General features: G+C 65.2%; 10 protein-coding genes and 1 pseudogene. 7 read left to right on the top strand and 4 right to left on the bottom strand.

Annotation, left to right across the window (positions count from 1 at the left end):
- Positions 1–60: 60 nt before the first annotated feature.
- Together ALC15_RS09345 and ALC15_RS09340 are read right to left on the bottom strand one after the other, a co-directional pair.
- A pseudogene (locus tag ALC15_RS09345) lies at positions 61–2,337 on the bottom strand (FdhF/YdeP family oxidoreductase).
- A gap of 191 nt (positions 2,338–2,528) precedes the next feature.
- Positions 2,529–3,299, bottom strand: coding sequence for an enoyl-CoA hydratase (locus ALC15_RS09340; protein WP_050626986.1), 771 nt, complete (start codon positions 3,297–3,299; stop codon positions 2,529–2,531).
- Between the two features lie 133 nt (positions 3,300–3,432).
- Between ALC15_RS09340 and ALC15_RS09335 the strand changes: the two genes are divergently transcribed.
- Together ALC15_RS09335 and ALC15_RS09330 are read left to right on the top strand one after the other, a co-directional pair.
- On the top strand, positions 3,433–3,984 hold the full coding sequence (locus tag ALC15_RS09335) for a PaaI family thioesterase (protein ID WP_050626985.1): 552 nt from the start codon (positions 3,433–3,435) through the stop codon (positions 3,982–3,984).
- Positions 3,985–4,044: 60 nt separating this feature from the next.
- Positions 4,045–4,659 carry a TetR/AcrR family transcriptional regulator gene (locus tag ALC15_RS09330; RefSeq protein ID WP_050626984.1) on the top strand — a complete coding sequence of 205 codons (615 nt, stop codon included), beginning with the start codon at positions 4,045–4,047 and terminating at the stop codon, positions 4,657–4,659.
- Positions 4,660–4,826: 167 nt separating this feature from the next.
- On the opposite strand, the gene ALC15_RS09325 is transcribed toward ALC15_RS09330, so the two are convergent.
- The gene (locus ALC15_RS09325) at positions 4,827–6,398 is read right to left on the bottom strand and encodes a winged helix-turn-helix domain-containing tetratricopeptide repeat protein (protein ID WP_050626983.1); all 1,572 of its coding nucleotides are present in this window, start codon (positions 6,396–6,398) and stop codon (positions 4,827–4,829) included.
- Between the two features lie 166 nt (positions 6,399–6,564).
- Between ALC15_RS09325 and ALC15_RS09320 the strand changes: the two genes are divergently transcribed.
- Positions 6,565–6,807 (top strand): DUF1127 domain-containing protein, encoded by a 243-nt coding sequence (locus ALC15_RS09320; protein WP_063781800.1) that lies wholly within the window; start codon positions 6,565–6,567, stop codon positions 6,805–6,807.
- A 12-nt stretch (positions 6,808–6,819) separates the two neighbouring features.
- Here the strand turns inward: ALC15_RS09320 and ALC15_RS09315 are convergent, their stop codons facing one another.
- Positions 6,820–7,734, bottom strand: a complete 915-nt coding sequence (locus ALC15_RS09315) for a LysR family transcriptional regulator (protein WP_050626982.1) — start codon at positions 7,732–7,734, stop codon at positions 6,820–6,822.
- 120 nt (positions 7,735–7,854) lie between these two features.
- Here ALC15_RS09315 and ALC15_RS09310 point away from each other — a divergent pair, with 120 nt between their 5' ends.
- From ALC15_RS09310 to mmsB, 4 genes are read left to right on the top strand one after another with little or no spacing between them, the layout of a single operon-like run.
- Positions 7,855–9,351, top strand: a complete 1,497-nt coding sequence (locus ALC15_RS09310; RefSeq protein WP_050626981.1) for a CoA-acylating methylmalonate-semialdehyde dehydrogenase — start codon at positions 7,855–7,857, stop codon at positions 9,349–9,351.
- Positions 9,352–9,373: 22 nt separating this feature from the next.
- A complete protein-coding gene (locus ALC15_RS09305) occupies positions 9,374–10,519 on the top strand; it encodes an isobutyryl-CoA dehydrogenase (RefSeq protein WP_050627080.1) in 1,146 nt (381 codons plus the stop codon).
- Positions 10,516–11,595 (top strand): enoyl-CoA hydratase/isomerase family protein, encoded by a 1,080-nt coding sequence (locus tag ALC15_RS09300; protein WP_050626980.1) that lies wholly within the window; start codon positions 10,516–10,518, stop codon positions 11,593–11,595. Before ALC15_RS09305 ends, ALC15_RS09300 begins: the two co-directional genes overlap by 4 nt.
- Positions 11,592–12,509, top strand: a complete 918-nt coding sequence (mmsB, locus tag ALC15_RS09295) for a 3-hydroxyisobutyrate dehydrogenase (protein ID WP_283806262.1) — start codon at positions 11,592–11,594, stop codon at positions 12,507–12,509. Before ALC15_RS09300 ends, mmsB begins: the two co-directional genes overlap by 4 nt.
- Positions 12,510–12,563 lie beyond the last annotated feature (54 nt).

Below are 12,563 nucleotides of genomic sequence, written 5' to 3'. Positions count from 1 at the left end.
ATGCCGCGTCCCCGGATTTCGCTGCGCTTCACCCGGGCTACGAGCCGGGCTTTGTGTCGGTCACGCCGCCTTCGTAGCCCGGCGGATGTGCACCGGCACCGATTTGTACGACGGCGTGCCGCTTTCCTTGTCCTGATAGTCGAGCGGCACCAGGCCGTTGGCTTCGGGATAATAGGCGGCGACCGAGCCGCGGGCGATGTCGTAGGCGATCGCGGTGAGGGTGAGGCGGCGCGGCGTGCCCCCGGGCAGCGCGGTCTCGATCTCGACGAGGTCGCCATGGGCAAGTCCGCGTTCGGCGAGATCGGCTGCACTGGTGAACAGCACATCGCGCCGTCCGAACACGCCGCGATAGCGGTCATTCAACCCATAGATCGTGGTGTTGTACTGGTCGTGGCTGCGGATGGTGGCGAGCTTGAGGACTGACTTGTCCGACAGCACCGGGTCCTCTTCCAGGCCCTTGAAGATCAGGAATTCGGCCTTCCTGACGGCGTGGTCCATTTGCGCTCGGTCGGCGGCAGCGGCAGGCGGAAGCCGCCGGGAGTCCGGATGCGGGCGTGTAATCCTTGAAGTCGGGGAAGACGCCCTCGATGGCGTCGCGGATGCGGTCGTAGTCGGCTATCAGCTCGATCCACGGCACCTTGCTCGCCGGCAGGGTCGCCATCGCCATACCGGCGACGATGGCCGATTCCGAGAGCAGATTTTCCGAGGCCGGGGTGAGCTTGCCGCGCGAGGCGTGCACCATCGACATCGAATCCTCGACGGTGACGACCTGCGGCCCCGAGGCCTGGATATCGCGTTCGGTGCGGCCCAGCACCGGCAGGATGATCGACTGCTTGCCGACCAGAAGATGCGAGCGGTTCAGCTTGGTGCCGAGATGCACGGCAAGCTCGAGCTTGCGCATGGCGGCGGTGCAACGTTCAGGGTCGGGCAGTGCGATGGCAAAGTTGCCGCCGAGGCAGATCAGCACCTTCGATCGGCCGTCGTCGATTGCCTCCATCGCCGCGACCGCGTCATGGCCGTGATGGCGCGGCGGCTTGAAGCCGAAGGTGCGCTCGATGCCCTCGAACATCGGGATATTGGGTTTCTCGGTGATGCCGACGGTGCGATTGCCCTGCACGTTGGAGTGACCGCGCAGCGGGCAGATGCCGGCGCCGGGCTTGCCGTAATTGCCCTTCAAGAGCAGCAGGTTTGCGATCTGCTGCACATTGTCGGTGCCGCGCATGTGCTGGGTGATGCCCATGCCGTAGGTGACGATGGTGGCGTTGGACTTGGCGTAGGCGGCGGCGACCTCGCCGAGCTGGGCGCGGCTGAAGCCGGAGACGGTCTCGATCGATTCCCATGGCGTCGCGCGCAGATCGGCCGCGAAAGCTCGAAGCCGTTGGTGTGCTCGGCGATGAAGGCATGATCGAGCACGTCGTGGCTCGCGTCATCCTTCTCGATCAGCGCCTTCATGACGCCCTTCAGCACCGCGGCGTCGGCGCCGACCTTGGGCTGATAATAGGTCGAGGCGATCCGGGTCGAGCCGAGCGTTGCCATCTCGATCGGGTCCTGCGGATCGGCAAAACGCTCCAGCGCGCGCTCGCGCAGCGGATTGAACACGATGATCGGCACGCCGCGGCGCGAGACCTCCCACAGCGTGCCCATCATGCGCGGATGGTTGGTGCCGGGGTTGTGGCCCATCGCGATGATCAGCTCGCAATGGTCGAAATCATCCAGCGACACCGTACCCTTGCCGATGCCGATCGATTGCGGCAGCCCGACGCTGGTCGCCTCGTGGCACATGTTCGAGCAGTCGGGGAAATTGTTGCTGCCGTATTCGCGCGCGAAGATCTGGAACAGGAAGGCGGCCTCGTTCGAGGCGCGGCCGGAGGTGTAGAACTCGGCCATGTTGGGATCCGGCAGCGCGCGCAGGCTCTCGCCGATCCGCGCAAAGGCGGCATCCCACGCGATCGGCTGGTAGGTGTCGCTTGCGGAATCATAGGCGAGCGGCTCGGTCAGCCGGCCCTCGTTCTCCAGATGGAAATCGGTCCAGCCGAGCAGTTCGGTCACGGTGTGCGCGGCGAAGAATTCCGGTGTGACGCGCTTGCTGGTCGCCTCCCAGGTCACGGCCTTGGCGCCGTTCTCGCAGAACTGGAAGGTGGAGGTGTGCTCCTTGTCGGGCCAGGCGCAGCCCGGACAATCGAAGCCGTCGGGCTTGTTGGTCCGCAGCAGCGTGATCGGCGCCTCGACCAGATCCATCTGGGTGCGAACCGCCTCGGCGGTGGCCTTGAGGGCGCCCCAGCCGCCGGCCGGAGCATCATAGGGGCGGATACCGGGAACGTCGCGCTTTTGGACCATATGTCCTCCTGCTGCCTTTGAGTGGTGCCCCCGTGCGTTTGTCCCGAAAATGATTGTCTTCTTGGCCCGCGGGCGTCGGCGAGACGGCCGTTGCGATCGACGTTCTCGATCGGACGCGCCTGTCTCGTCGTTCAGGTTAGCCTAGTCGGCTGTCGTCGGCGGTCAACAGTCCGTCAAATGCGTTGTTGCTATTACCGTTTGCGATCCAAAAACCCCTGCAGCAGCCGCTGCGGCTCGCCGGTCTGGAACGATTTTCCGAACACGCCGACGCTGAGGTTGACCGACTCGGTCAGCGGCAGCTCCTCCCATTGCCGCAGCAGGTCCTTCTGGATGCGCAGCGCCTCGGGGCCGCATTCCAGCAGCGCTTTGACGGTGTGCTCGACGACCTCATCGAGACCGCCGGGTTTTGCCACTGTGTCGACCAGGCCCCAGGACAGCGCGGTCGGGGCGTCGATGTTCTCGGCGGTCATCATCAGCCAGCGGGCGCGGCCCCAGCCGATCAGGCGCGGCAACAGCGCGGCGTGGATCACCGAGGGGATGCCGACCCGGACCTCGGGCATGCCGAACATTGCGTCATGCGCGGCGATGCGGACGTCGCAGGCGGCCGCGACCTCGAGGCCGCCGCCGAGGCACCAGCCGGGCAGGCGGGCGATGACGGGCGCGGGGAATTTGCGCACGGCCTCGCAGAGGTCGCGCAGGCGGCTGATGAAGGCCTCGGCCGATGTCTGGTCGAGCGTCGCCATCTCCTTGATGTCGGCGCCGCCGATCATGCTGCGTTCGCTTTCGCCGGCCAGGATCACCGCGCGGATGGTCGGATCGGCGGCCAGATGCTCAAAGCCTTCGCGCACGCCGTTGGTCACGGCCGAGCTGACGATGTTCAGCTTGCCGGCGTTGCAGATGGTGAGGCGGACGACGCCTCTGTGGTCGCGGTCGATGCCGCAATGGGGATTGAGCATGTCCATGGAAAAAGTCCCGGCGCAGGAATTGATCGCGCCATGTCCCGGACAAACCCGGTCCCTGTCAAGCATCGGCGCCGCGGTTGCGCCGGCGAACGCGGATATATAGAATTATGCTCATCATATAAATGGAGCGATCATGACCGCCGCTGAGACAGCAGATCTTCATTCGCCCGAGCTGACGCGCACGCGCGTGGTGGAATGGCAGGCGCCCGGGCCGGTGGCGAAGGCGGCGCTGCCGATGTCCGGCATCGAGGCGATGCGCGGGATCCGCGACGGCCGCTTGCCGCCGCCGCCGATGGCCAGGTTGATCGGCTTCCGCGTCGCCGTGGTCGACGAGGGGCGGATCGTGATGGAACTCGAGCCGCATGAAAGCCTGGAAAACACCATCGGCCTGCTGCACGGCGCGACCGCCGCGGCGCTGCTCGACACCGCGATGGGTTGCGCGATCTCGACCATGCTGCCGGCGGGGCAGACCTCGGTCACGCTCGACCTCAAAGTGACCTATCTGCGCCCGCTTTCGGCGCGCTCGGGAACCATCTCGGCCGAGGGCAAGGTGATCAAGCTCGGCCGCCAGACCAGCTACACCGAGGGCTTCGTCCGCGACGGCAGGGGCAATCTTGCGGTGCACGCGACTGCGACATTCTCGATGCTCGGCGGGGAACCTAAAGCGGCAGGTAGCGCGAAATAACTGCAGCATTCCCGGCGCAACTCTGCTATTATATGATTAGAAACATTCCATGAGATCGGCATGCGCTATTCGAAAGAACACAAGCAGGAGACCCACGCGCGAATCGTGAAGAAGGCCGCGACGCGGCTGCGCGAGAAGGGCGCCCATGGCATCGGCGTCGCCGACCTGATGAAGGACGCCGGGCTGACCCATGGCGGCTTCTACGCGCATTTCGACTCGCGCGAGGCGCTGGTGATCGAGGCGTTCAACTATGCGATGGACCGCGCCACCGAGCGCTGGCGCAAGGTCACCGCGGAGGTGGCGCCGGAGAAGCGGCTTTCGACCATCGTCGACGGCTACCTGTCGGCGACCCATCGCGACGACCCCGGCCAGGGTTGCGCGGTGCCGGCGCTCGGCGCCGAGATCGCCCGCGAAAGCCTCAAGACCCGCAAGGCCTTTGCGCTCAAGCTGGACCAGATGATCGACATGATCACCGACCAGATCCAGGACGTGCCGCGCAAGACCGCGCGCAAGCAGGCCATGGGTGTGCTCGCGACCATGCTGGGCACCATCGTGATGTCGCGGATCGCCGGCAATGGCGAGATGTCCGACGAAATCCTGAGCGCGGGCCGCGAGGCGGCGCTGGGACGTGCGACGACAGTGAAGGCGTCGGCGAAGAAAGCCAAGGTAAACTAGCCGATTTGCGTCCCCGCGTCGTCCCGGCGAAAGCTCGGACGACGACATCATGGCCCGCTAAGCGGCGTGCGCCCGGTTTCCATCGTCTTGTAGTGTAGGATGTAGTCGGCCACCGACGCGGTTCGCCGGTTCGATTCTGCTGCTGAGGGTGCGCCGCGAACCCACATTCATTCAGGGAGCCCGGCTGCGCGAAGGGCCTTGGTAAAGACCGCAAGATCCTCCGCTCGCCGAAATGGTGCGAGCTCTCCCAGATTGGAGATGCGCAAATCGGGATCGCGCTCGCGGATGCGTGCGATGCCCTTTTGTGCCGCCTCGAGGCGTCCGGTGAGTGCGTTGCTGGCTGCGGACATGCAGATGGCCAGCAGGAAATCCGGATTGTCGCGCAATGCTCTTTCGGCCCATGACGACGCCATTTCGTAGCGGCCCGAGAGAAAATGCGCATACGACATCGCTCCGTGTATGCCGTACATGGATGGATCGAGAGGGCTGAGGCGCATGGCGTGCATCGCGTAGTCAAGCGCGAGATCGGGTTCGCCCCTGAAGGCTCTCACCCAGGCACCGAGATGCCACGCTTGCGCCAGGTTCGGATTGACCGCCAGCCCGCGATCCACGAATGCGGCGGCATCATCGAATTCATGGGCGATGAAGGCGAGGACATAGGCACCCATGCAGATCGCTGCAGGGTCGTCTGCTCCGAGATGCACCGCCTTCCAGCCTAGCCGCGTAGCTTCGGCACTTTCCTGCACACGATCCATCATCCAGTGGCGCGCTTTGCGTTGGATGTAGCACCACCCGGCCATGCCATAGGCGCAGGCGAGACCGGGGTCGAGCTGGATCGCCTTGCTGAAGAGCTGGAGCGCTTCGCCGTTGGCTTCCCTGGTCCACTGGCGAACGATCGCCAATCCACGCAGGTAATAGTCGTATGCATCCAGATTCTCGGTTGGCTTGCGCCTGGCTCGCTTGATTTCCTCGCGCTGCAGCATGGGTGCGATGGCGCCCACGACGGTGGAGGTCACCTGGTCCTGCAGATCGAAGATATCTTCGAGCGCCCCGTCAAAGCGGTCCGCCCAGAGATGTGCGCCGGTTTCGGTATCGATCAGCTGACCGGCGATGCGAATGCGGTTTCCGGCCTTGCGCACGCTGCCTTCGAGCACATAGCGCACCGCAAGCTCGCGGCCGACCTGCTTGATGTCCACGGGCCGGCCCTTGTAGGTGAAACTCGAATTGCGCGCGATCACGAGCAGCCAGCGAAACCGCGACAGCGCCATCGTGATCTCTTCCACGACGCCATCGGCGAAATACTCTTGTTCAGGGTCGGCGCTGAGGTTCTGAAACGGCAGCACGGCGATCGAAGGCTTGTCGGTGAGCTTGCGGGGTGGCTGCTGCGGTTCGACCGGAGGGTCGGCTGTTGCCGCGCTCGCCGGCACCGGCTCTTCCCGGACCATGCCGACGAACCGGAAGCCCTTGCGCGGCAGGGTCTTGATGAGGCGCTGCGCCTGGCCGGAATCGCCGATCGCACTCCGCGCAGCGTTGAAGCGTGTGGTCAGGGCCGCATCGGACACGCAACGCCCGTTCCAGATCGCCTCGATGAGATCGTCCTTGCTGACGACGCGCTCCCTGTTGCGGATCAGAAAGTCGAGCAGGTCGAATACCTGTGGCGCGACAGAGACCACGTCCGTCCCGCGATGCAGCTCGCGCCGGTCCGTGTCGAGTGCGTACTCCTCGAAGAGATAGCGCAAGCCGCGAATCCCTTGGGTGTGCGTCCGATGGTCGCGATGAGGCACTGTGGCCGGGCCTCACGGGCGAAGAATAAGCCGCCGGTGAGGAAAATGTAAGCCGGCTGTCAAGTGCGTTCGAGCACGCCCCGGTACCTTGCCCTGTCGGAACGAACCTGGAGGTGCTGCAATGAGCACGACCTACGGTCCATTGAATTCGGCCCAAGCGACCGCATCGACGCCGCGGATCTCCGGCGCCTTCAGGAGCTTTTGGGACGCAATTCAGGAATGGCGCAAATGGGAGCGGCTGCGCGCCGACCTCGGCAGCCTGAGCGATCGGGAGCTCATGGATATCGGGATATCGCGCGGCGAGGTCGACTACGTCGCATCGAACCGGGATGTCGACCCGCGCGGCATCCGATCCGCCGGATGACGTCGCCGAGCCCTACGGCCCACTAAATAGCGCGCGCTCGGCTTCCACGGTCTCGTAGATATAATCCGCCACCGCCCGGATGCGCGCGAGGTCCTTGCTGTCGGCGTGCATCAGGAGCCAGAAGGTGCGCGAGATGCGCACCTCGTCGCGCAGCACCGGCTGCAACTCGGGATGGGCTGATGCCATGAAGTGCGGCAGCACGGCGATGCCGAAGCCGGCAATGGTGGCATTGAGCTGCGCGATCAGATTGGCGCTGCGGAATTTCGCGGAGATCTTCGGAGAGACCTGCGGGAGATAGTCCAGTTCCGGTGTGAACAGCAGCTCCTCGATGTAACCGACGAAGCGGTGCCGCGGCAGGTCGGTACGCGCGGCGATGGCAGGCGCCTGCGCCAGATAGGCGGGCGCGGCATAAAGCCCGAGCGTGTAGTCCAGGAGCTTGCGGCCAACGATGCGGCCTTCCTTCGGCATGGTCAGGCTGATCGCAATGTCGGCCTCGCGCTTGGAGAGCGAGAACAGCCGCGCGGTGGCGACGAGCTGCAGATCGAGATCGGGATACCGCTCGGTGAACTTGACCAGCCGCGAGGCCAAAAAGTGGCTGCCGAAGCCGTCGGGCGCGCCGATCCGCACCGTGCCGGTCAAGTGGGCGCGCGAGCCGCCGACCGCCTCCTGGTTGGCGACGATGGTGGATTCCATCGCCTCGGCGCTGTCGGCGACGCGCTGGCCGGCCTCGGTGAGCAGGTAGCCGGTCTTGCGGCGATCAAACAGTTTTGCGGAGAGGTGGCCTTCCAGCCGGTCGACACGCCGGATCACTGTGGCATGATCGACGCCAAGCTGCTTGGCGGCAGCCGAAACCGACCCGCCGCGCACGATGGCAAGCACGAAACGGAAGTCGTCCCAGTCGATCGTGTCGCCGCCTTGATCCTGCATTTCCGCACATCTATGGTGCAATTTATCGGACTTGAATCCCATAAAATGCAGGGTCATTAGGGTTTGTAAAGTGATCCCGCCGGCCGGCTGGCGATTCAGGTCCTTCAGGGAGGTTTATCCATGCGTTCAATCGGACATTTCATCGGTGGCAAGGAGGTCAAGGGCACCTCGGGCCGTACGGCAGACGTTTTCGAGCCGATGACCGGCGAGGTCCAGGCCAAGGTCGCGCTGGCCTCCAAGGCCGAAGTCCGCGCCGCGGTCGAGAACGCCAGGGCGGCACAGGGCGAATGGGCGGCGACCAACCCGCAGCGCCGCGCCCGCGTCATGATGAAGTTCGTCGAACTGGTGCAGCGCGACTACGACAAGCTCGCCGAATTGCTCGCGCGCGAGCACGGCAAGACCGTTCCCGACGCCAAGGGCGACATCCAGCGCGGCCTCGAGGTCGCCGAGTTCGCCTGCGGCATCCCGCATCTGATGAAGGGCGAGTACACCGAAGGCGCCGGTCCCGGCATCGACATCTATTCGATGCGCCAGCCGCTCGGCGTCGTCGCCGGCATCACGCCGTTCAACTTCCCGGCGATGATCCCGATGTGGAAGTTCGCCCCTGCGATCGCCTGCGGCAACGCGTTCATCCTGAAGCCCTCGGAGCGCGATCCCGGCGTGCCGATGAAGCTCGCCGAACTGATGATCGAAGCCGGGCTGCCGGCCGGCATCCTCAATGTCGTCAACGGCGACAAGGAAGCGGTCGACGCCATCCTGGACGATCCCGACGTCAAGGCGATCGGCTTCGTCGGCTCCACGCCCATTGCCCAGTATATTTATGAGCGCGCCGCGCAGACCGGCAAGCGCTGCCAGTGCTTCGGCGGCGCCAAGAACCACGCCATCATCATGCCCGACGCCGACATGGACCAGGCGGTCGACGCGCTGATCGGCGCCGGCTACGGCTCGGCCGGCGAGCGCTGCATGGCGGTGTCGGTTGCGGTGCCCGTCGGCAAGACCACCGCTGACCGGCTGATGGAAAAGCTGATCCCGCGTGTCGAGTCGCTCAAGATCGGCACCTCGGTCGATCCGTCGGCCGACTATGGCCCGCTGGTGACCCGCGAGGCGGTCGAGAAGGTCAAGAGCTACATCGACATCGGCGTCAAGGAAGGCGCCACGCTCGCGGTCGACGGCCGCGGCTTCAAGATGCAGGGCTACGAGAACGGCTTCTATCTCGGCGGTTCGCTGTTCGACAACGTCACCAAGGACATGCGGATCTACAAGGAAGAGATTTTTGGCCCGGTGCTGTCGGTGGTGCGCGCCAAGGACTATCACGAGGCGCTGGCGCTGCCGTCCGACCATGACTACGGCAACGGCGTCGCGATCTTCACCCGCGACGGCGACGCCGCGCGCGACTTCGCGGCCAAAGTCAATGTCGGCATGGTCGGCGTCAACGTGCCGATCCCGGTGCCGATCGCCTATTACACTTTCGGCGGCTGGAAGAAGTCCGGCTTCGGCGATCTCAACCAGCACGGCCCGGACTCGGTCCGCTTCTACACCAAGACCAAGACGGTGACCTCGCGCTGGCCGTCCGGCGTCAAGGACGGTGCGGAGTTCTCGATCCCGACGATGAAGTAAGTCCGTTCAGGGCGAGGCAATGATGCAGTTCGCTCTCAACGAGGACCAGATCGCGGTTCGCGACATGGCGCGGGCGTTTGCGGCGGAAAAGATCGCGCCGCACGCGCTCGAATGGGACGAGAAGAAGCACTTTCCGGTCGACGTGATGCGCGAGGCCGCAGGCCTCGGCATCGGCGGCATCTATATCAAGGACGAAGTCGGCGGCTCGGCGATGACGCGGTTCGATGCCGCGCTGATCTTCGAGGCGCTGGCGACGGGCTGTCCGACCACGTCCGCCTTCATCTCGATCCACAACATGGCGTCCTGGATGATCGATGCTTACGGCAACGACACCCAGCGCCACCAATGGCTGCCGAAGCTGTGCACCATGGAGCTGATCGCCAGCTACTGCCTGACGGAGCCGGGTGCCGGCTCCGACGCCGCCGCCTTGCGGACCCGCGCGGTGCGCGACGGCGATCATTACGTGCTCAACGGCCAGAAGCAGTTCATCTCGGGCGCCGGCAGCACCGACCTCTTGGTGGCGATGGTACGCACCGGCGGCGATGGCCCCGGCGGCGTTTCGACCATCGTGATCGACGGCAAGACGCCGGGTGTGTCGTTCGGTAACAACGAGCGCAAGATGGGCTGGAACGCGCAGCCGACCCGCGCGGTCGTTTTCGAGAATGCCCGCGTGCCGGTCGCGAACCGGCTCGGCGAGGAGGGCATCGGCTTCAAGATCGCGATGGCCGGCCTCGACGGCGGCCGTCTCAACATCGCGGCGTGCTCGCTCGGCGGCGCGCAGGCGGCGCTCGACAAGGCGCTGGCCTACATGAAGGACCGCAAGGCCTTTGGAAAGCGCCTCGACGAATTCCAGGCCCTGCAATTCAAGATCGCCGACATGGCGACCGAGCTGGAAGCCGCGCGCACCTTCCTGTGGCGCGCCGCGGCGGCGCTCGATCGCAAGGACCCCGACGCCTCGATGCTGTGCGCGATGGCGAAGCGCTTCGGCACCGATGTCGGCTTCGAGGTTGCCAACCAGGCGCTGCAACTGCACGGCGGCTACGGTTATCTCAGCGAGTACGGCGTCGAGAAGATCGTGCGCGATTTGCGCGTGCACCAGATCCTCGAAGGCACCAATGAAATCATGCGGCTGATCGTGTCGCGCAAATTGATCGAGGGCGCGCGATGAACGATGTTGCCGCGGAAGGCGATCTGATCGCACGCAAGGAAGGGGCGGCCGGCATCATCCGGCTCAACCGGCCGAAGGCGATCAATGCCGTCACGCTGGAGATGTTCCACGACATCGACAGGGCGCTCGATGCGTTCGAGGCCGATCCCGAGGTCGCCGTGATCGTGCTGGAAGGTGCCGGCGAGCGCGGCCTGTGTGCCGGCGGCGATATCCGCGCGCTCTGGGAAAGCTCCAAGGTCAAGGGTGATCTCGGCAAGATCCTGTGGCGTGACGAGTACATCCTCAACGCGCGGATCAAGCAGTTCCCAAAGCCCTATGTCGCGTTCATGGACGGCATCGTGATGGGCGGCGGAGTTGGCCTGTCGGCGCACAGCCGCCACCGCGTGGTGACCGAACGGACGAAACTCGCGATGCCTGAAGTCGGGCTTGGTTTCTTCCCCGACGTCGGCGGCACCTATCTGCTGTCGCGCTCGCCGGGCGAGATCGGCACCTATTTTGGTCTCACCGGCACCACCATGAATGGTCCGGATGCGATCTACGCCAAATTCGCCGACGCCGTGGTGCCGAGCGCAAAGCTCCCCGCGCTTCGCGAGGCGCTGACCAAGGTCGCACCACGCACCAGTTCGGCGGAGATAGACCGGCTGATCGCGGGCTTTGCGACCGGCGAAAAATCCGGCCCTGTTGCCGCGATGCAGGCCAAGATCGACGGCTGGTTCGCGCGCGGCCGGATGGAAGACATCGTCGCCGCACTGACGGCCGACGGATCGGACCTGGCGCTGGCCACGCTGAAGACGCTCAATGAGAAGTCGCCGCGCGGCATGGCGGTGACGCTGAAACTGCTGCGGCTGGCGCGGGCGACCGAGACGCTGGAAGAGTGCCTGGTGCGCGAATATCGCGCCGCACTTGAAGTGTTCGCCAGCGACGATTTCCGCGAGGGCGTGCGCGCCGCCGTGATCGACAAGGACCGCAGTCCGAAATGGTCGCCGCCTGGGATCGAGGACGTGACGGCGGAGATGCTGGCGCCTTACTTCGCCGAGATCGGCGCCGATGAACTGAGATTCCCTGACAGCAAATAGAAACGTCGCAAGCGGAGGAACTTCCCATGGCAAACGTCGCATTCATCGGGCTCGGCAATATGGGCGGGCCGATGGCGGCCAATCTGGTCAAGGCCGGCCACAAGGTGACCGCGTTCGATCTGGTCGCCGCGTCCCGCGATCAGGCGAAGAGCGACGGTGCCGCGATCGCCGAGAGCGGCGTCGGCGCGGTGAAGGGCGCCGATGTTGTCATCACCATGCTGCCGGCCGGCAAGCATGTGCTCGGCGTCTGGAACGAAGTGCTTCCTGCGATGGCCAAGGGCGCGCTGATCATCGACTGCTCGACCATCGACGTCGAGAGCGCCAAGCAGGCGCATGCGCTGGCCGCCAAGCACGGCATGGCCTCGGTCGATGCGCCGGTCTCCGGCGGCACCGGCGGCGCCAAGGGTGCGACGCTGACCTTCATGTGCGGCGGCGAGGCCAAGGCCTTCGCGGCGGCCCAGCCGATGCTGGCCAACATGGGCAAGAAGATCGTGCATTGCGGCGCCGGCGGCGCGGGGCAGGCGGCGAAGATCTGCAACAACATGATCCTCGGCATCTCCATGATCGCGGTCGGCGAGGCTTTCGTGTTGGCTGAAAAGCTCGGCCTGTCGCACCAGGCGCTGTTCGACGTCGCCTCGACCTCGTCGGGGCAGTGCTGGTCGCTGACGACCTACTGCCCGGTTCCCGGTCCGGTGCCGACCTCGCCGGCCAACAACGACTACAAGCCGGGCTTCGCTTCGAACCTGATGGTGAAGGACCTGACGTTGGCACAGGACGCCGCCAATGCCGCCGGCGCGGTGACGCCGCTCGGCAAGCATGCGCAGGAGCTCTATAAGACCTTCGACGCGTCGGGCCACGGCGGGGTCGACTTTTCCGGAATTATCCAGCACGTTCGCAGCCTCGCTGGGAAGTAATTCTATTGCGTCATCCTTTGGACGCCGCACATAGCGCGGCTCCTCGAGCGACAA

Origin of the sequence: Bradyrhizobium viridifuturi (assembly GCF_001238275.1) — a bacterium.
GTDB lineage: Bacteria > Pseudomonadota > Alphaproteobacteria > Rhizobiales > Xanthobacteraceae > Bradyrhizobium > Bradyrhizobium viridifuturi.
Note: the sequence above shows the minus strand (reverse complement) of the source record. Positions and strands in the feature narration are given on the sequence as shown.

Bases quoted from the DNA above. Each gene is read 5' to 3' on its own strand.
- ALC15_RS09330 (WP_050626984.1), top strand. From the start codon at position 4,045: ATGCGCTATTCGAAAGAACACAAGCAGGAGACCCACGCGCGAATCGTG.
- ALC15_RS09310 (WP_050626981.1), top strand. From the start codon at position 7,855: ATGCGTTCAATCGGACATTTCATCGGTGGCAAGGAGGTCAAGGGCACC.
- ALC15_RS09300 (WP_050626980.1), top strand. From the start codon at position 10,516: ATGAACGATGTTGCCGCGGAAGGCGATCTGATCGCACGCAAGGAAGGG.
- ALC15_RS09340 (WP_050626986.1), bottom strand. From the start codon at position 3,299: ATGGACATGCTCAATCCCCATTGCGGCATCGACCGCGACCACAGAGGC.
- ALC15_RS09335 (WP_050626985.1), top strand. From the start codon at position 3,433: ATGACCGCCGCTGAGACAGCAGATCTTCATTCGCCCGAGCTGACGCGC.
- ALC15_RS09320 (WP_063781800.1), top strand. From the start codon at position 6,565: ATGAGCACGACCTACGGTCCATTGAATTCGGCCCAAGCGACCGCATCG.
- ALC15_RS09305 (WP_050627080.1), top strand. From the start codon at position 9,374: ATGCAGTTCGCTCTCAACGAGGACCAGATCGCGGTTCGCGACATGGCG.
- ALC15_RS09315 (WP_050626982.1), bottom strand. From the start codon at position 7,734: ATGCAGGATCAAGGCGGCGACACGATCGACTGGGACGACTTCCGTTTC.